General features: G+C 75.0%; 15 protein-coding genes. 7 read left to right on the forward strand and 8 right to left on the reverse strand.

Going from position 1 to position 18704, the window contains the following annotated elements; genetic code table 11:
- Position 1: 1 nt before the first annotated feature.
- Positions 2–1192 (reverse strand): hypothetical protein, encoded by a 1191-nt coding sequence (locus GA0070214_RS15390; RefSeq protein ID WP_091263362.1) that lies wholly within the window; start codon positions 1190–1192, stop codon positions 2–4.
- A 293-nt stretch (positions 1193–1485) separates the two neighbouring features.
- Between GA0070214_RS15390 and GA0070214_RS15395 the strand changes: the two genes are divergently transcribed.
- The 4 genes from GA0070214_RS15395 (at position 1486) to GA0070214_RS15410 (ending at position 7809) form a co-directional block, all read left to right on the forward strand.
- Positions 1486–3054, forward strand: coding sequence for a glycosyltransferase family 4 protein (locus GA0070214_RS15395; RefSeq protein WP_091263364.1), 1569 nt, complete (start codon positions 1486–1488; stop codon positions 3052–3054).
- Positions 3051–4613: a glycosyltransferase family 2 protein gene (locus GA0070214_RS15400; protein WP_279615661.1), complete on the forward strand. Its 1563-nt coding sequence runs from the start codon at positions 3051–3053 to the stop codon at positions 4611–4613. The genes GA0070214_RS15395 and GA0070214_RS15400 overlap by 4 nt, the downstream gene beginning before the upstream one ends.
- Before the next feature lie 4 nt (positions 4614–4617).
- Positions 4618–5901 carry a nucleotide sugar dehydrogenase gene (locus GA0070214_RS15405; protein ID WP_091263366.1) on the forward strand — a complete coding sequence of 428 codons (1284 nt, stop codon included), beginning with the start codon at positions 4618–4620 and terminating at the stop codon, positions 5899–5901.
- A 159-nt stretch (positions 5902–6060) separates the two neighbouring features.
- On the forward strand, positions 6061–7809 hold the full coding sequence (locus tag GA0070214_RS15410; RefSeq protein WP_091263368.1) for a CDP-glycerol glycerophosphotransferase family protein: 1749 nt from the start codon (positions 6061–6063) through the stop codon (positions 7807–7809).
- Between the two features lie 55 nt (positions 7810–7864).
- On the opposite strand, the gene GA0070214_RS15415 is transcribed toward GA0070214_RS15410, so the two are convergent.
- Both GA0070214_RS15415 and GA0070214_RS15420 read right to left on the reverse strand, forming a co-directional pair.
- Positions 7865–8407 (reverse strand): acyltransferase, encoded by a 543-nt coding sequence (locus GA0070214_RS15415; RefSeq protein WP_091263369.1) that lies wholly within the window; start codon positions 8405–8407, stop codon positions 7865–7867.
- 153 nt (positions 8408–8560) lie between these two features.
- Positions 8561–8899 carry a DUF952 domain-containing protein gene (locus GA0070214_RS15420; RefSeq protein ID WP_091263950.1) on the reverse strand — a complete coding sequence of 113 codons (339 nt, stop codon included), beginning with the start codon at positions 8897–8899 and terminating at the stop codon, positions 8561–8563.
- A gap of 87 nt (positions 8900–8986) precedes the next feature.
- On the opposite strand from GA0070214_RS15420, the gene GA0070214_RS15425 reads away from it, so the two are divergent.
- Together GA0070214_RS15425 and GA0070214_RS15430 are read left to right on the forward strand one after the other, a co-directional pair.
- Positions 8987–9655 (forward strand): response regulator transcription factor, encoded by a 669-nt coding sequence (locus GA0070214_RS15425; protein WP_208602791.1) that lies wholly within the window; start codon positions 8987–8989, stop codon positions 9653–9655.
- Positions 9656–9665: 10 nt separating this feature from the next.
- Positions 9666–11120, forward strand: a complete 1455-nt coding sequence (locus GA0070214_RS15430) for a sensor histidine kinase (protein ID WP_091263371.1) — start codon at positions 9666–9668, stop codon at positions 11118–11120.
- A gap of 7 nt (positions 11121–11127) precedes the next feature.
- Here GA0070214_RS15430 and GA0070214_RS15435 read toward each other — a convergent pair whose 3' ends face one another.
- From GA0070214_RS15435 to GA0070214_RS15450, 4 genes are all read right to left on the reverse strand, one after another.
- Positions 11128–12078 (reverse strand): TAXI family TRAP transporter solute-binding subunit, encoded by a 951-nt coding sequence (locus GA0070214_RS15435; RefSeq protein WP_091263957.1) that lies wholly within the window; start codon positions 12076–12078, stop codon positions 11128–11130.
- Between the two features lie 105 nt (positions 12079–12183).
- Positions 12184–12852 (reverse strand): hypothetical protein, encoded by a 669-nt coding sequence (locus tag GA0070214_RS15440; RefSeq protein WP_091263373.1) that lies wholly within the window; start codon positions 12850–12852, stop codon positions 12184–12186.
- Positions 12853–12961: 109 nt separating this feature from the next.
- Positions 12962–13759 carry a peroxide stress protein YaaA gene (yaaA, locus tag GA0070214_RS15445; protein WP_091263961.1) on the reverse strand — a complete coding sequence of 266 codons (798 nt, stop codon included), beginning with the start codon at positions 13757–13759 and terminating at the stop codon, positions 12962–12964.
- A gap of 22 nt (positions 13760–13781) precedes the next feature.
- Positions 13782–15392, reverse strand: coding sequence for a hypothetical protein (locus tag GA0070214_RS15450; RefSeq protein WP_091263964.1), 1611 nt, complete (start codon positions 15390–15392; stop codon positions 13782–13784).
- A 118-nt stretch (positions 15393–15510) separates the two neighbouring features.
- Between GA0070214_RS15450 and GA0070214_RS15455 the strand changes: the two genes are divergently transcribed.
- Positions 15511–16551, forward strand: a complete 1041-nt coding sequence (locus GA0070214_RS15455) for an App1 family protein (protein WP_244167724.1) — start codon at positions 15511–15513, stop codon at positions 16549–16551.
- 238 nt (positions 16552–16789) lie between these two features.
- Here the strand turns inward: GA0070214_RS15455 and GA0070214_RS15460 are convergent, their stop codons facing one another.
- Entirely contained in the window at positions 16790–18490 is a 1701-nt protein-coding gene (locus tag GA0070214_RS15460; protein ID WP_091263377.1) for a putative sodium/potassium/calcium exchanger, read from the reverse strand.
- Positions 18491–18704 lie beyond the last annotated feature (214 nt).

Genomic DNA, 18704 nt, shown 5'->3' on the forward strand with positions numbered 1-18704 from the left:
GTCACGGCGACCTCGTCCAGATCAGCAGCAAGTAGCCGCCGAAGTACGTGGAGAAGGCGGTCACCGCCACCAGCACGGTGACCGCCCGGGCCCGGCCGGCCCGGGCGAGGCCGACGGCCGCCGGGAGCAGCAGCGCGAACGCCGGCAGCAGGAACCGTGCCTTGGAGTGGTAGTAGCCCGCCGAGCCCAGCGTGGTGACCAGCAGCAACCCGCTGTACAGCAGCAACTCCCAGGGCTGCCGGTCGAGCACGCTCAGCACGAAGAACATCACCGCGAGCAGCGCCACCACGCTCACCACCAGCATCTGTGGCGCCGCCGGCTGGGCCAGCACCTCCCGCCCCCGCTGGAAGGTGTAGACGCCGAAGTCGAAGCTGCTGCCCCACCCGGCGGACTGGATGTGGAACCAGCCGTCCGGCCGCCCGGTCTGCACGCCCACCCAGGCCAGGTAGGCGAGCCAGCCGGCCGGCGCCAGCAGCATGGCCGCCCAGGGCCGCCAGCCGTCCCGGCGCCGGACGACCGCGATCAGCGCGGCCAACCCGACCACCGGGATCAGCGACGAGGCCGTCGTCCGGGTCAGGCCGGCGAACAGGCAGAGCACGCCCGCGGCGAGCCACTGGCGGCGCAGCAGCGCGTAGAGCGACCAGGCGGTCAGGGCCGTGAACAGGGTCTCGCTGTAGGCCATCGACTCCACGATCGCGTGCGGCAGCGCGGCCCAGAGTGCGGCGAGCAGCACCCCGGTGCGCCGATCGTGCAGGTACGCCCCGATCGCGAACAGGGCCCAGGCGGCCGCCAGGCCGCCCAGCCACGCCACGATCAGCGCCACGTCGCGGGGGCTGAGCGGAACGATCCGTTCCAGGACGCCGACGAGGCCGGGGTAGAGCGGAAAGAACGCCATGTCGCTCTGCGTCTTGGCGTACCCGTCGTAGCCGTGCTGGGCGATCGAGAGGTAGTAGGTCGCATCCGACCTGGTGAGCCGCTGACCCGGGGACACGCCCAGGTTGCGGGCCCAGACATAGACGGCCAGCACACCGATCAGGCGGATCACGGCGTAGGCCGCGAGCGCGGGCAGCGCCTGCCGGGCGGCGTTCCGGAGTCGTACGCCGAGGCCCGCGTGGCCCGGCGGCGGGCTCGCCGGCTCCGCGGACGGGGCCGGCGCCGGCCGGCTCGGTTCCTCGGTGGTCACCACGTCCATTGTGCGATCCTGTCCGCGCTGAGCTGGGGTGATCCGGCGGGCCGCCGGGTCCGTCGGGAGGCTCGACGCCGGCCCGGCCCGCCATCCGACGAGGTCACCGGTCGTTGAACAGCATGGAGGGTAGCAACCGGCCCACGCGGGCGCGGACCGCCGACCGCGGCGGGCGTTTCCCGCCGATCCGTTGTCGTAGACTCGCTCGGGTCCCGCGGGTGCGGTGCTGGCGACGACGGAAACGGGCAGGGATGGGATCTGACGGCACGACCGCCCCGGCGGCCTCCCGGGGACGAGTCGTCATGCTGGTGGACAACGGGGTCATCGGGGACTCCCGGGTGCAGAAGGCGGCGCGCTCCGCGGCGGAGGCGGGCTGGGAGGTCGTCCTTCTCGGCCGCGCGCCGGTCGGGCAGCCGCAGAGCTGGCGCCTCGGCGAGGCCGAGGTCCGCCTGGTCCCGATGCCCGAGCCGCTCGCCCGGCGTCGGCACGAGTTCCGGCGGGTCTGGCTGCGCCGGCCGCTCGCCTACCCGCCCTCCGGCATCGCCGCCCACCGCACCCAGGCCGTGAAGGCCTGGCGGGCCGACCTCGCGGTCCGGCGTGCGGCCCTGACCACCGCGGCCCGGGAGTCCGGCGCCGGCCGGCCCGGTGGCCTGCCCTGGGCCGCGCTGCGCGCCGAGGAGAAGCTCGCCGGCCTGACCCGCAAGTGGGTGGGCTTCCGCAACCGGCAGCTCAACCAGGCCCGGAAGGGCCGCAAGCTCGACGGCCCCTGGGACCGGGCGTACACGCTGTTCTGGCAGCGGCTGCGCGGCGACGGCGCGTGGCGCCGGCTCGAGCCGGGGCTGTGGGACTACGAGCTGGCCTACGGCCCGGTCGTCGACGAGCTGGCTCCGGACCTGATCCACGCGAACGACTTCCGGATGATCGGCGTCGGCGCCCGCGCGAAGGTCCGGGCCGCCGCCAAGGGCCGCCGGATCGCGCTGGTCTGGGACGCCCACGAGTACCTGCCGGGCGTGCAGCCGTGGCGGGACAACGCCCGCTGGCTGCCCGGCAACGTGGCCCACGAGCGGGAGTACGTGCCGTACGCGGACGCCGCGATGACCGTCTCCGGCGGCCTGGCCGACCTGCTCCAGCGGGAGCACGGGCTGGCGGAGCGCCCGGCGGTGGTGCTCAACGCCCCGGCGGTCGCCGAGCTGCCGGCCGACGCGGGCGAGCCGGTGCCGGACATCCGCGCGCTCTGCGGCATCGGCCCGGAGACCCCGCTGCTGGTCTACAGCGGGGTGGCCGCCGCCAAGCGCGGCCTCGGGGTGATGGTCGAGGCGCTGCCCCGGCTGTCCGGCGCGCATGTCGCGTTTGTGGTCAACAAGCCCACCTCGGCGTACGTCAAGGGCCTGGTCACCCGGGCCGGCGAGCTGGGCGTGGCGGACCGGGTGCACGTGCTGCCCTACGTGCCGCACCACCAGGTGGTGCGGTTCCTCTCCGGCGCGCAGGTCGGCGTCATCCCGATCCAGCACTGGCCCAACCACGAGATCGCGCTGATCACCAAGTTCTTCGAATATTCACACGCCCGCCTCCCGCTGGTCGTCTCCGACGTGCAGACCATGGCGGAGACTGTCCGCGAGACCGGGCAGGGTGAGGTGTTCACGGCCGAGGACGTGGCCGACTTCGTCCGGGCGGTCACCGCGGTGCTCGCCGACCCGGCGCGCTACCGCGCCGCGTACGACCGGCCCGGTCTGCTGGCCGGCTGGACCTGGGAGGCGCAGGCGCAGGTGCTCGACGGCGTCTACTCCCGGCTGGTGCCCGACGCCCCGCCGGCACCGGCCGGTGACCCGGCCCCCGGCGCGGCCCCGACGTCGGTGGGAGTGGGCGCGTGAGCCGGCAGCCGGACGTGACGGTGGTCGTCGCCGTCTACAACACGATGCCCTACCTGACCACCTGCCTGGACTCGCTGGTCGGGCAGACCATCGGGCTGGACCGGCTGGAGGTCGTCGCTGTCGACGACGGCTCCACCGACGGCAGCGGCGCCGAGCTGGACCGGTACGCCGAGCGCTACCCGGACACGGTCCGGGTGCTGCACCAGGCCAACTCCGGCGGCCCGGCCGCGCCGAGCAACGTCGCCCTCGACCACGCCCGCGGCCGGTACGTCTTCTTCATCGGCTCCGACGATCACCTCGGCCCGGAGGCGCTGGAGCGCCTGGTGGCCGCCGCCGACCGGTGGGACTCCGACGTGGTGCTCGGCCGGATGGTCGGCACCAACAAGCGCTACGTGCACCAGGCGGCCTACGCGAGCACGCAGGAACGGCTCGACCTGTTCGACAGCCCGCTGCCCTGGTCGTTGTCGAACACGAAGCTGTTCCGGCGGGACCTGGTCGAGCGGCACGGCCTGCGGTTCCGCACCGACATGCGGATGGGCAGCGACCAGCCGTTCACGCTGGAGGCCTGCTTCCGGGCGAAGAAGATCTCCGTGCTCGCCGACTACGAGTACTACTACGCGGTCAGGCGGGAGAACGCCCAGAACATCACCTACGCGAGCCGCTTCGAGGAGCGGCTGCGCTGCGCCGAGGAGCTGGTCGCCTTCGTGGCCGGGCTCGTCGAGCCGGGTCCGCGCCGGGACGCGGTGCTGCTGCGCCACTTCAGCTGGGAGGTGGCGAAGCTGCTCCGGCGGGAGTTCCTGGACCTCTCCCCGGACGTCCAGCAGCACGTCCACGACCGGATCCGCAAGCTCGCCGAGGCCTACCTGACCGAGGGGATCCTGGCCCGGATGGCGCCCGACCTGCGGCTGCGGCTCGTGATCGCGCGGGACGGCGACCTGGCCCAGCTCCGCGAGCTGATCGGGCAGCAGGCCGACAAGGCGCTGCCGGAGGTCACCATCGCCGACGGCCGCTGGTACGCCCACCACGTCGGCTTCCGCGACCCGGCGTTCGGCTACCCGGACGACTGGTACGACGTGACCGACCAGGCCGCGAAGGTGCTGGCGAAGCTGACCGCGACCGAGCTGGCCTGGGGGCGGGACGCCGCGGGCGCCCGGGTGCTGGTGGTCACCGCCCGCAGCCGCTGGGCCGAGTTGTCCGCCGACGTGCTCCGGGTGAGCGTCGGCGAGTTGACGGGTGTGACGTCGGTCGCGCCCGACGGCACCGGTACCGTCGTACGGACGGACTTCGCGGTGGACCGGCTGCTCGCGGTCGTCGCGGCGAACGGCGAGCGTCGGGTGGTTCGTGCCGAGGTGACCGCGCTGGGCGGGACCGGCTCGGCGCCGCTGCGGACGGAGCGCCGCGTCGCGGCGCCCAGGCGGCTGGCCCGGCACGGCGTCCGGTTCCACCTCGTCACGCCCACCACCAACCACAAGGGCCAGGTGATCGTCGCGATCACGCCGGTGACCGCCGGTCGGTTCCTTGCCCGCCTGCGCCGAATCTGGCCCTCTGGAGGAAAGTAGTTTCATGAACATCTGCGTCGTCGCGCTCGGCAAGATCGGTCTGCCGCTCGCCGTGCAGTTCGCCTCGAAGGGGCACCGCGTGATCGGTGCCGACGTCTCCGAGCGGGTCGTCCAGCTGGTCAACGACGGTGCCGTGCCGTTCCCCGGCGAGGCCGACCTGGACGTCAAGCTCAAGGAGGCGGTCGCCGCCGGGCTGCTGTCGGCCACCACCGACACCGCTGCCGCGGTCGCCGAGTCCGAGGCCGTCGTCGTGGTCGTGCCGCTCTTCGTGGACGCCGAGGGCGTGCCGGACTTCGGCTGGATGGACGACGCCACCCGGGCCATCGCGCGCGGCCTCAAGCCCGGCACCCTCGTCAGCTACGAGACCACCCTGCCGGTCGGCACCACCCGCAACCGCTGGGCGCCGATGCTGGAGGAGGGCTCCGGCCTCACCGCCGGCCGGGACTTCCACCTGGTGTTCAGCCCGGAGCGGGTGCTCACCGGCCGGGTCTTCGCCGACCTGCGCCGCTACCCGAAGCTGGTCGGCGGCATCGACGAGGCGTCGGCCGAGCACGGCGTGCGCTTCTACGAGGCGGTGCTCGACTTCGACGAGCGGGCCGACCTCGACCGCCCGAACGGCGTCTGGGACCTCGGCTCGGCCGAGGCGTCCGAGCTGGCCAAGCTCGCCGAGACGACCTACCGCGACGTCAACATCGGCCTGGCGAACCAGTTCGCCCGCTTCGCCGACACCGTGGGCGTCGACGTCACCAAGGTCATCGAGGCCTGCAACACCCAGCCCTACAGCCACATCCACTCGCCGGGCATCGCCGTGGGCGGCCACTGCATCCCGATCTACCCGCGGATGTACCTGTGGAACGACCCGGCCGCCACCGTGGTCCGCTCGGCCCGCGAGGCCAACGCCGCCATGCCGGACTACGCCGTCGACCTGCTCGCCGCCGCGTACGGGGACCTGACCGGGGTGGGCGTGCTGGTGCTCGGCGCGGCCTACCGGGGCGGCGTCAAGGAGACCGCGTTCTCCGGCGTCTTCCCGACCGTCGAGGCGCTGCGCGCGCGGGGCGCCGTCCCGTACGTCGCCGACCCGATGTACACGAACGAGGAGCTGGCCGCGCACGGCCTTCCCGGCTACGAGGGCGAGCCGGTCGGCGCCGCGGTCATCCAGGCCGACCACGCCGAGTACCGGAACCTCACCCCGGCGGACCTGCCGGGCGTGACGGTCCTGGTCGACGGCCGCCGGGTCACCGACCCCGCGCGCTGGACCGGCGTCCGCCGGGTGGTCATCGGCGGCTGACCGATCTCCCCGCTCGCGGGCCCCGGCCGTTCCGACGGCCGGGGCCCGCTTTGTGGGACCGTCCGGCCGAACCCCGGCAATACTGGTGCTGGTCGCCCCGTTCCGAGCTGCCCGATATCGGGTGACCTCGACGCCGATGGGCAGACAGGGAGCATGGGGTTGTTCAGCAGGGTACGGAGCCAGCAGGGTTACGCCACCGTCGGCCTGACGCTGCTCGGCTACGGGGTCATGATCCTCTCCGGCGTCCTCGGTCTGGTGGTCCCGTACGCGGTCGCCGCGCTGGTGGTCATCGCCGGTGAGCTGACCCTCGCCACCCGGTACGTCGAGACCGGCCGGCTGGTCCGCAAGGCCGGCCTCGGGCTGGTCTTCCGGCGGCTGGTCCGCGACCTGTCCGTGGTGCTGCTGGTCCTGAGCACGGTGCGTCCCGGCGTGGCCGGCACCCTCGCGGTGCTGCTGCTGCCGGCCGCCCTCTGGACCGTGGCCGTCGGCACCACCGTGCTGACCAGGGTGGTCGACGGGCGGGCCGCCACCCCGGCCCTCACCCGCAACCTCGACCTCGGCACGCTGCGCCGGGTGCTGGTGCCGCCGGTCTGGGCGCGGCACCTGGCCGGCCTGCGGCTGCCGCTGCTCAACGTGCTGCTCGTTCCGGCCGCCGTGGTGGCCGCGGTGGCCGACCGGGTGGCCCCCGTGGTGGTCACCGGCCTGGTCACGCTCGCCGCCGGCCTGGTCACCGCCGCGGTGCTGGCGCTCACCCTCGTGCGCGGGCGCGGGACGGCCCCCGGCGTGCTGCCCGCCGTGCACGACTGGCTGGCCCGGGAGCGGCCCGAGGTGGCCCTCTACTTCGCCGGCCCGGCCAAGGACGTCTACCAGGCCAACATGTGGCTGGCGCCGGTCGAGGCGGCCGGCCGCCGCGCCGTGGTGCTGCTGCGCAGCGAGGACGCGTTCCACGAGCTCGCCGACACCCGGCTGCCGGTGATCTGCGTACCGGCCGGCGTGGACTTCATGAACCTCGACCTCGGCGCGATCCGGGTGGCCCTGTACGTCGCCAACGTCGGCGCCAACATCCACATGCTGCGCGAGCCGGGCGTGACGCACGTCTTCATCGGCCACGGCGACAGCGACAAGCAGGCGAGCGTCAACCCGTACAGCAAGGTCTACGACGAGGTCTGGGTGGCCGGGCCGGCCGGCCGGGAGCGGTACGCCCGCGCCGGGGTGGGCGTGCTGGACCGCGACATCGTGGAGATCGGCCGGCCGCAGCTGGCCGGGGTGCACACCTTCGGCTCCGGCGCCGCCGACCACGTCTTCACGGTGCTCTACGCCCCCACCTGGGAGGGCTGGCTGGACGACGACCCCTACCACACCTCGCTGGTGCTGATGGGGGAGCGGATCGTGTCCGGGCTGCTCGCCGCCGGCAACCTCCGGCTGATCTACAAGCCGCACCCGCTGACCGGCACCCGCTCCAAGCAGGCCCGGGCGGTGCACGAGCGGATCGTGGCCCGGCTCCGCGCCGCGGGCGGGCAGACCGACGCGACCGCGCTCGACGGCACCGCGCACCTGGTGGTCACCGGCCGGACCCCGGGCCTGTTCGACTGCTTCAACGTCACCGACCTGCTCATCAGCGACGTGTCCAGCGTGGTCTCCGACTTCGTGCAGAGCGAGCGCCCGTACGTGGTGGCCAACCCGGCCGGCCTGCCGGAGGACGAGTTCCGCCGCACCTACCCCACGGCTCGGGCCGCGTACCTGCTCTCCCGGGACTGCGGTGAGCTGCCGAAGGTCCTCGCCGTCACCCGGGCCGGGAACGACCCGATGACCGAGGCGCGGCGGGAGCTGAAGGAATACCTGCTCGGCCCGGCCGGGTCGAACCCCATGGACCGGTTCCGGGAAGAGATCGGCCGGCTCTGCGGCTGACCGCCACGGCGGAACGGGGGCGACGACCGGTCCGGTCGTCGCCCCCGCCGCGTGCTCAGCCCTGGTGCGGCGGGTTGTCGACGTCCCGGGAGACGACCTCGCCCTTCTCGTCGACCCAGCCCTTGGGCCGGGCCGGGTTGCCGGCCACCAGCTGGTACGGCTTGACGTCCCGGGTCACCACCGAGCCGGCGGCGATCATCGCGTACTCGCCCACCTCGATGCCGCAGACCAGGGTGGCGTTGGCCCCGATCGAGGCGCCCCGGCGGACCATGGTCGGGGTGATGGTCCAGTCCGGGTTCTGGGCACGCGGGCGGAAGTCGTTGGTGAACACCGCGCAGGGACCGACGAAGACCTCGTCCTCGATGGTCACGCCCTGGTAGACCGACACGTTGTTCTGGATCTTCACCCGGTCGCCGACGGTGACGTGCGCGTCGACGTACACGTTGCGGCCGATCACGCAGCCGGCGCCGACGTGCGCGCTCGACCGGATGTGGGCCAGGTGCCAGACCTTGGTGCCGTCGCCGACCTCGGCGCCGGGCTCCACGTCGGCCGTCGGGTGCACGAAGACGGAGGCGGACCGGTCGTTGGTGTCAGTCATGTCAACTCGCATCGTCGCAGGGCGCGTCGTCGCGCCGTCGGTGCCGGACGGCCGCGCCGGCGGACCGCCGCGCGCGCCCCGGCCGGGCCAGGACCACCCGGTCGCGCCGGGCTCCCGGAGCCGGCGCGCGGGCTCGACGAGCATAGCGAGCCGTCAGGCCACCAGTTCGGCCACCGCGTCGGCGGCGGGTCGGTCGGCGGGCAGCGGGTGCGCGGCCACCACCGCGTCGACCGGCAGCGCCGCGTAGAGGTGCGGGAAGAGCGCGCCGCCCCGGGACACCTCCCAGCGCAGGGCGTCGCCGAGCCGCGCCTCGTCCACCGCCAGCACGGTGAGGCCGGTGGCCCCGCCGAAGACCCGGCGGGCCGTCTCCACCACCTGGTCCGCCGCGGACAGGTGGATGTAGCCGTCCTGGCGGTCCATGGCGGTGCCGGTGAACCGCCCGGCCGCCCGCGCCTGCTCCCACTCGCTGTCGGCCAGAATCTTGTAGATCACCATCGCAGCCTAGAGGCCCGACCCGCCACCGGCCCTCCCGTCCCGCCGCCCCGTCTGCCACCATTCGCAGGGCAGCACGTCGAGCGGATGGAGGCACGGGTGCGGATCCTCCTGGTCGAGGACGATCGTCGGGTGGCCGCCGCCCTGTCGTCCGCGCTCACCCGGCGTGGATACGAGGTGGAGCACGCCGCCACCGTCGGGGCCGCGCTCTCCGCCGCGCCCTGCGACCTGGTGCTGCTCGACCTGACCCTGCCCGACGGGGACGGCACCGACCTGTGCCGGGAGCTGCGCCGGCGCAGCAGCCAGCTCGGCATCATCGCGGTGACCGCCCGGGGCGAGGAACGCGACCGGGTTCTCGGGCTGCGGCTGGGCGCCGACGACTACGTGGTCAAGCCGTTCTCGATGGTCGAGCTGCAGGCGCGGATCGAGGCGGTGCTGCGCCGGGCCGCGCACACCGCGCCGGAGCGCACCCTCATCGAGGCCGGGCCCGTCCGCATCGACGTGGGCGGCCGGACGGTCACGGTGGCCGGCCGGCCGGTGGCGCTCACCCGCAAGGAGTTCGACATCCTGCTCTCCCTGGCCCGTCAGCCCGGGGTCGCCGTGCCGCGGGACCGGATCCTGCTCGACGTCTGGGGCACCACCTGGGCAGACCGGCACACGGTGGAGGTGCACGTCGGCTCGCTGCGCGGCAAGCTCGGCGACCCGACGCTGGTGGAGACCGTCCGCGGGGTCGGCTACCGGCTCCGCGGCGAGTGAGGAGCCGGATGTGCGCCGCCGACTGGTGATCAGCTACCTGCTGCTGATGGTGCTCGTGCTGCTCGCCCTGGAGACCCCGCTGGCGGCCACCCTGGCCACCCGGGAGACCGAGCGGGTCCGTGCCGACCGGCTCGCCGACGCCACCCGGTTCGCCTCGCTGGCCGGCCCGGCGCTGCGCGGCGGCACCCCCGGCCCGCTGGACGCGGAACTGGCCGCCTACGACGACCTCTACGGCGTCGGCGCGGCGGTGGTGGACCGGGACCGCCGGACCGTGGTCGCCTCGACCCGCTGGGCGGTCGGCGCGGGCACCGACCTGGCGCTGGACACCGCGCTGGCCGGGCAGCAGTTCAGCCGGCCGGACGCGGTCCGCCCCTGGGTGGACGGGCCGCTGGTGGTGGCGGTCCCGATCAACGACGGCGGCGAGGTGCTCGGCGCCGTGGTCACCACGACCCCGGCCACCAAGGTGCGCCGCACCGTCACGGCCTGGTGGCTGCTGCTCGCGGGCATCGGCCTGTTCGCGGTGCTCGCCTGCGTCTCCACCGCGTTCGGGCTGGCCGGCTGGGTGCTGCGCCCGGTCACCGAGCTGGACGCGGTCACCCACGAGATCGCCGGGGGACACCGGCGGGCCCGGGTCCGTCCCCGGCTCGGCCCGCCCGAGCTGCGCCGGCTGGCGACCAGCTTCAACGACATGGCCGACGCGGTCTCCGACGTGATGGACCGGCAGCGGGCGTTCGTCGCGCACGCCAGCCACCAGCTGCGCAACCCGCTGACCGCGCTGCGGCTGCGGGTGGAGGAGCTGGGGCCGAGCCTGACCGACGCCGACGGCCAGGCCGAGCACCGCCTGGCGCTGGAGGAGACCGACCGCCTGGCCACCGTGCTCGACGCGCTGCTCACCCTGGCCCGCGCCGAGCGGGAGGAGAACCAGCGGGTCACCGTGGACGCCGCCGCGACCGCCGCCTCGCGGGTCGCGGCGTGGCTGCCGCTGGCCCGGCACCGGTCGGTCACCCTCGCGCTTCGCGGCACCGGGTCCCCCGCGTACGCCCGGACCGTGCCGACCGCGATCGACCAGGCGCTCGACGCGCTGATCGACAACGCGGTCAAGTTCAGCGGCGCCGGGGGAGCGGTGACGGTGACCGTGCGGCCGGCCGACGGCGGGATCACCCTGGAGGTGCGGGACACCGGCCCCGGCATGACGGCCAGCCAGCTCGACCAGGCCACCGAGCGGTTCTGGCGGGCCCCGGACGTGCAGAACGTGGACGGCGCCGGCCTCGGGCTGACCATCGTGGCGGTGCTCGTCGACGCCTCCGACGGCCGGCTGACCATGCGTCAGGGCGACCCGCGCGGGCTGGTCGCCGAGCTGTGGTTCCCGGCCCCGGACGACGACCTGCCCGAGCCGGACGGGTCCGCCGGGGCGCTCGGCGACGACCCGGTCGAGCCGGTCGGCTCCGAGGCCGGGCGCCGCTGAGCGCGCCTCAGGGCTTGGTGGCCCGGTACCAGTCGGCCGCGCCGGGGTGCAGCGGCAGCGGGGTGGTGACGATCGCCGCGCGGGGGCTCATCCGGCCGGCCGCGGGATGCGCGGCGGCCAGCTCCTCCCGGCGTTCCATCAGCAGCCGGGTCACCTCGCGCACCAGCGCCGCCGGCAGGTCGGCGCGGGCGATCAGGTAGTTCGGGTTCGCCACCGTGCTGACGGGGTCCGCCCCGTAGACCGAGCGGGGAATGTCCCGCGTGACGTAGACCTCCCCGTACCCGCGGCGCAGCGGCTCGGTCCAGTCGCCCAGGTCGACCATCCGCACCGAGGTGCTGCCGGCCAGCTCCGCGACACCGCGTACCGGCAGGCCGCCGGAGAAGAAGAAGGCGTCGATCCGGCCGGCGCGCAGCGCCGCCACCGAGTCGTCCAGGCCCAGGTGCTCCTGGCGTACCTGAGCACCGAGCTGGGCCACGGCCAGCAGCCGCCGGGCGGTGACCTCGGTGCCGGAGCCGTCCGCGCCCACCGACACGCGCCGGCCCCGCAGGTCGGCGAGGGTGCGCACCGGGCCGCCGGCGGTGGTGACCAGGTGCAGCAGGTCGTCGTAGACCCGGGCCACGGCGAGCACCGCGGGGTGCTCCGGCGTGTGGGGCGGCAGCACGTCGGCCTGGGTGAAGCCCAGCTCCGCCTCGCCCGAGCCGACCAGCCGGACGTTCTGCGCGGACGCCGCGGTGACCACCACGCTGGCCTGCACGCCGGGCAGCTCGCGGTTGAGCAGGGCGGCCAGCGACTGACCGAAGGCGTGGTAGACCGCCGTGGGGCTGCCCGTGGCGATCCGGATCGGCACCGACCCGGCGGGCTCGTCCCGGCAACCGGCCAGGCCGGCCACGAGCAGCAGCAGGAGCGCCAGCGGGGCCGCGGTCCGGCGCCGGCCGCGCACAGACCAGTGTCGGCTCACGGGCTGCACTCTGCGCTGCGGAGCACCCGCCGCGCAAGCCCGGCCGCGTATCGCGGCGCCGCCGTGACCGGGGGGCAGGCCGGATGGCGCCGTGGAGGGGTGGGGTCAGCAGGCCGCCGCCGGGGCCAGCGCCGCGCTCTCGGTGATCCGCGCCCGGTGCGCGCCGTTGGCCACGCTCACCAGGAAGCAGCCCGAGCCGGGCCGGAGCACCGCGGGAACCTCCAGCAGCGCCGCGCTCCGGACCAGCACCGCGGCCAGGTCCCGGTCGGCCAGCCGGATGCCCAGGCTGTGCCGCCGCACGTGCCGCCCGCCGGCCAGCAGCGCCGCCCGCCACGCCGCGGCCGCCAGCCGGGGCCGCCACACCCGGCGGGCCGTGGAGGCGCCGGGGAACGGCCCGCCGAGCAGCTCGCGGCGCCCCTGCCGCCAGCCGGCCTCCAGCATCGCCGCGTACGCCGACCGGTGCTCCCGGGGCACCGACAGCCGGTGCAGCTCGTACCGGCGGCGCAGGCCGCCCGTGGTCAGCTCGTGCTCCACCGGCACGTCCAGCCGCTGCAGCAGCTGCCGCATCCGGTGCGCCGTGTCCTGGCGGTTGAACTCGGCGATCCCGCCCCGGTACGTCCCGGCGTCGCCCCGACGGGCGTCGGCGGCCGGCGGCGGGGTGCAGCGCAGCAGGCAGGCGACCTCGAAGGCGTCGGCCAGGGTGAGCCAGTCCAGCGGCGGGGGCGGCGACGACCGGCGGGGCCGGTCGAGCAGGGTGGCGGACTCGGGGGCCATCGGAACAGCTCCTTGGTCGGTCGGCGGGGCTCCCTAACCGTGACCCCCGGCGTCCGCGCCGCGAAACCGCTGCGACCGAGCCTTGAGCAAAATTTGCGGCAACGGGCGCTCAGAGTTCGGTGACCACCACGTCGAGCTGCCGGGGCCGGCCGGCCACCCGCGGCTGCTCCTCGACGGCGTACTTCAGCTCGCGCAGCGCCGCCACCAGCGCGTCGGCGGTACGCGGGCGGGCGCCGGCGGTGAGCAGGTCGCGGACCAGCCGGCCCTTCGTGGCCTTGTTGAAGTGGCTGACCACCGACCGGGTCGGCACCCCGTCCACCGCACGCTCGTGCAGCACCCGCACCGTCACGGTGCGCTCGGCGACCGTCCCGCGCGGCGTCCACGTGGCCGCGTACGCGCCGGAGCGCAGGTCCAGCACCGGGCCGCTTCCGGCGGCCGTCGCCATGGCCTCCGCCAGCGACCGGCGCCAGTACGCCCCCAGCGCCCCGATCCCCGGCAGCCGCGCCCCGACCGGGCAGCGGTAGGGCGGGATCCGGTCGGTGAGGCGTACCGCGCCCCAGAGGCCCGAGCTGATCAGCACCGAGCGGCGGGCCAGCCGCTCCGCCGCCGGCGGCAACGTGGCCAGGTCGAGGGCCTCGTAGAGCACACCCGTGTAGATCCGCCCGGCCGGTGCGGTGGCCGCCGCCCGCAGCCGCGCGTTGCGCCGCAGCTCGCCGCGCTGACCCTCGCTCAGGCCCAGCGCGTCGCGGGCCGCCGCCTCGTCCGGGCCGGCGCACAGGTCGACGAGGGCGGCCAGCACCGCCTCCCGCGCCGGGTTCAGCTCCGGCAGGGAGAGCTTCGACAGGTCCAGCCGCCGGCCGGTGCCGGCCTCGGCCTTCCCCTCCGACGGGGGCAGCAGGATGAGCATCGGCACAGCGTACGGCGCGGGTTCAGCGCCACGGCCGCACGGCGGCATCCGGGTGGTACACCCGATAGCCGCCGACCTCGGCCACCACCGCGGCGTCGGCCCGGTCGCCGAGCAGCCGGCGCAGCGCCCGCTCGGCCGACGAGCCGACGGCCACCACGTACCCGGGCCGGGCCGCCCGCCCCACCCGCTTCCAGTACGCCGGGTAGCGGTTCTGCCCGGGGCTCAGGTCACCGTCGAGCACCCCGCAGACCACCGCCTCGTCGGTGTTGAAGATCAGCCGGTTGCAGGTCCAGTAGTCCCCGTACACCTCGCGCAGGCCGGCCCGGCGCACCGCGTCGGCCAGCGCCCGGGCCTGGCGCTCCTCGGCCCGCAGCGCCGGGGCGTCCGCCACGAACGCCACCGTGCCGGCCAGCGTGGCGGCCACCAGCGCGGCCAGCACCAGCGCGGCCAGCGCGCCGCCCGCCCGCGCCACCCCGCCCGCCGTGGCCCGCACCGCGTACGCGGCCGCCCGCCACAGCGGCCAGAGCACCACCGGCAGCGAGATCTGGAGCACCGACAGGTACCGGGAGTTGCCCAGCGGATCGGTCGCGGCCAGCGGGCTGCGCACGTACGCCAGCAGGGTCAACGCCGCGCCGACGACCAGGGCGAGGATCGCCACGGCCCGGACCCGCGCGGCCGGGTCGCCGGCCCGGCGGAACGCGACAAGCCCGAGCACGGCGGCGGCCACCAGCAGCACCGGGTAGAGCAGCCCGAACCACTCGGCCCAGCGGGCACAGCCGTCCATGGGGCAGAGCCCGGAGGCCAGTGGCACCCCCTCCAGCAGCCCGCCGTGCAGCCGCTCCGACACCGACGGCGTCGCGCCGTCCTTGGTGCTGATCTCCCGGAACACCGACAGCGAGTCCTGCCCGTCCGGGGCGACCAGGTTGTCCTTGATCACCGGCGCGACCCCGACCAGGAAGCCCGCCGCCAGCAGCACCCCCGGCCAGCCCACCAGGTCCCGGGGCGCGGCCCACACCAGCACCAGCCCGGCCACCGCCAGGTAGGGCACGATCAGCCAGTCCGACCAGAGCGCCAGCCCGGCCAGCAGCCCGAACAGTCCGGTGGCCAGCCAGCGGTGCCGGACCCGGCGCTCGCCGAGGGCGACCGCGACCAGCAGCATGGCCAGCACCGCCGGTTTCACCTCCGGCCGGCCACCGACCACGGTGAGCTGGTCGCGGACGACCCGTTCGGAGCCGAGCGCCAGCAGGCCCACCACGAGGGTGGCCAGCCAGGGCGAGAAGAGCCGGCGGGTCAACCGGTACGCCAGCCACAGGAACACCGCGAACAGCGCCAGCAGCGGCAGCCGCAGCAGCGGCCAGCTCGCCCCCGCCCAGCCGACCAGCGGGGCCGCCAGGTAGGACTCCAGCACGCCCATGTAGCGCTGGCCGTAGAGGAAGACCGGCCGCTCGTCCCCGGTGGCGATGTGCAGGGCCGCCAGCCCGAACGTGGCCTCGTCGCTGTTCGAGGTGGGCAGGGTGAGCAGCGTCAGCACCAGCCGGTAGCCGACCCCGGCGACGCCGAGCACCAGCGCCACCAGCGCCGGCCGGTCCAGCGCCGGACGCCACCGTCCCGGGTCCCGCTCTGGTGTCGACACGACCAACGCCCCCGTCGTCGCCTCGACCGCAGTCTGTCACGGGGGCGCCGGGCGGCGGGGTGGATCGGCGCAGACCACTCGCGTGGCCGGCCTGCCCGGGTTGTGGCAGGGTGACAGCGTGCCACCCACACCACCGGACCAACTGGCCGTGCCGCAGTTGCACCACGCCGCGCGGATCGAGGATGCCCTGCACAACCTGGTGGCGCGGCGGCTGCGGCGCACCGGGTGGCAGATCAACATCATCGCGTACGCCGGGTACGGCGCCCCGGGCTGGGCGCGGGTCCTCTGCCGGGTGCTGCTCGGCCGCCCCGACACCCGGCAGCGCGGCCGGCTGGAGAAGGTCCGGGGCTGGCGCAGCTTCACCACCCTGCCGGCCAAGTACGCGAAGGTCACCATCGAGGCCGGCGGCGTCAGCCAGGAGACGACCGCGGACCGCAGCGGCTTCGTGGACACCGTCATCAAGGCCGACTTCACCCCGGGCTGGGGCTGCGTACGCCTCAGCGTGCCCGACGCCGAGCCGGTGGAGGCGCTGGTCCGCATCCTCGACCCGGAGGTCCGCTTCGGCATCCTCTCCGACATCGACGACACGGTCATGGTGACCGCGCTGCCCCGGCCGCTGCTCGCCGCGTGGAACACCTTCGTCCTCGACGAGCACGCCCGGGCCGCCGTCCCCGGCATGGCGGTGCTGTACGAGCGGCTGGTCACCGCCCACCCCGGCGCACCCGTCTTCTACCTCTCCACCGGCGCCTGGAACGTCGCGCCCACGCTGACCCGGTTCCTGTCCCGGCACCTCTACCCGGCCGGGCCGCTGCTGCTCACCGACTGGGGGCCGACCGCCGACCGCTGGTTCCGCAGCGGCCGGGAGCACAAGCGGGCCACCCTGGCCCGGCTGGCGCGGGAGTTCCCCGACGTCCGCTGGCTGCTCATCGGCGACGACGGGCAGCACGACCAGGAGATCTACCGCGAGTTCGCCGCCGCCCACCCGGACAACGTGGCCGGGGTGGCGATCCGCCGGCTCTCGCCCACCCAGTCGGTCCTCGCGGGCAGCCTGCCCACGCCCGCGGGCCGCCCGTCCGCCGGCCCGGTGGGCCAGAAGTGGCTGGCCGCCCCCGACGGCGCCGGCCTCTGGAAACTCCTCCGCGAAGCCGGCCTGGTCTGACCCTCGCCTTCCCCGCTGCCCTGCGGGACCCCTCCCCGCCGTCGATCCCGCTCCCCGCCGTCGATCCCGCTCTCCGCCGTCGATCCCGCTCTCCGCCGTCGATCCCGCTCTCCGCCGTCGATCCCGCTCTCCGCCGTCGATCATGAAGTTGGCGGCGAAGTTGATCTCCTCTGGTGCCGCCAACTTCATGATCGATCGGGGATGACGACGGGTTTGTCGCGGTGGGCGAGCGGCTGGGTTAGTTGGTGGTGGGTTGGGCCGTGCCTTCCTTGGCCGGGTCGGGGGTCATGCCGGTTGCTTCCGAGCCGTCCTGCTGGTCGGCGCCGGCGCTCCCGGCGCCGGCGTCCTGGCCGGGGTCGCCCGGGGCGCAGCCCGGCACGCTCGGGTCGGCCACCATGTACGCCTGGCCCTGATTCTGGCCCGCCTGGTTCATGCCCTGCTTCTGGCCGGCCTGGCCCCGGCCGTTGCTCTGGCCCTTGCCCTGGCCCTGGTTCCCCTGGCCCTGGTTTTCCTGATCCATGCCCTGGCCGGCCTGGTTCGTGCCCTGGTCCTGATCCGCCTGGTTCATGCCCGAGCCGGCGTCCTGTCCGCCGCCCGCCTGCTCGGCGTCCTGACCCTGGCCCACGCCCTTGCCCCGGCCCTGGCCGGCGTTCTGGCCCGGGCCGCGCTGGTCGTCGGCGGCCTGGCGGGCGGCGCGGATCTGCTGGACGATCGCCCGCAGTTGCTGGATGCGCGCCCGGATCTGCTGGAGCCGCTCCGCGACCCGCGCTCCGGCGTTCCCGGCCTGCTGCCCGTCCGCGCCCTGCTGACCGTTCGCCGCCTGATCCTCGTCCTGCCCGGCCGCGCCCTGCTGGTCCGCGCCCTCTTGGCCACCGGCATCCTGCTCGCCGCCCGAGGCATCACCGGCCTGTCCGTCACCGGCCTGTCCGTCACCGGCCTGTCCGTCACCGGCCTGCTGGTCGTCGCCGGCCTGCTGCTCATCCTGGGCGTCGCCGTCCTGTTGCTCGTCGCCGGCCTGTTCGTCGCCCGCCTGCTGGTCATCCTGCGCGCCGCCGGCCTGCTCGCTGCCGCCCGCCTGCTGGCCCTCCAGCGCGGCCTGCACGATGTTGGCGATCTGCCCGAGTAGTCCGCTGATCGCGCTGATGACGGCAGCGGCCCGTTCCGCGCCACCCGCCGCAGCGCCAGCCGCGCCACCGGCTCCACCAGCCTGGCTACCGCCCTTGCCGGCTCCACCGCCCTTGCCGGCTCCACCGGCCTTACCGGCTCCTCCGGCCTGGCCGCCGGCCTCGTCGGCTCCACCGGCCTTACCGGCTCCTCCGGCCTGGCCACCGGCCTCGGCAGCCCCACCGGCCTGGTCGGCTCCGCCGGCCGCGGCACCGGGCGCCCCAGCCCCGCCGGCCGAACCACCGGCAGCGCCGGACTTACCGGCCTGTGCGTCCTGAGCGCCCTGCACGATGCCGCGAACGCCGCCGAACAAACCGGCGAGCCGTTTCACCCGCGCCTCGGTCACCTGCGGGTCGACGAGCTGGCCGGAGCGTTCGCCGGTCATCTGGCCGGTGACCGCCCAGGCCCGGTCGAGCTGGGTGGCCATCGCCTGCTCCCACGGCACCTCGGGGCAGGCCGCCCCGGCCACCTCGACCGTGCCGGTGCAGCCGGCCGCGGCCCGGCGCTGCTGGATGAGGTCGACCACGGCCTGCCGGTTGGCGATCCGGGCCACCGAGTTGGCGTCCGGGTTGCGGCGCTGGTCGGCGATGAAGGTCAGGTTGTTGCGCAGGGCGGTGTCCAGGCCCTGGCAGTTCTCCGCGGCCTGACCGACCCCGGTCGCGACCGCGAACGCCGTCCCGGCGGTCAGCGCCAGCGCGACGCCGGCGGCGATCTTCCGGTTCCGGGACGGGTGCCCCGTTCCGCGTCGCCCGGTTGTGCCTCTGCTCCACGCCATCGAAGCTCCTCCGCCTCGTCCGTCACGGTGTCCGGCAACCGTTCAGCGGTACGGAGGGTGACGCCCGTCCGTTCAGCGCGGGGGCGGGACCGCGCAATTTCTCCACTCAGCGTAGGGATTGCGGGGGACGGCGTTACTCACTGTGCATCTCGGGCGCGATGTCGAGAGATCTTGGCGGGTTACCGTCGGCCACGAACGGCAACTCGCCAAGATC

The sequence above is a fragment of the Micromonospora chaiyaphumensis genome, assembly GCF_900091435.1.
Classification (GTDB): Bacteria; Actinomycetota; Actinomycetes; order Mycobacteriales; family Micromonosporaceae; genus Micromonospora; species Micromonospora chaiyaphumensis.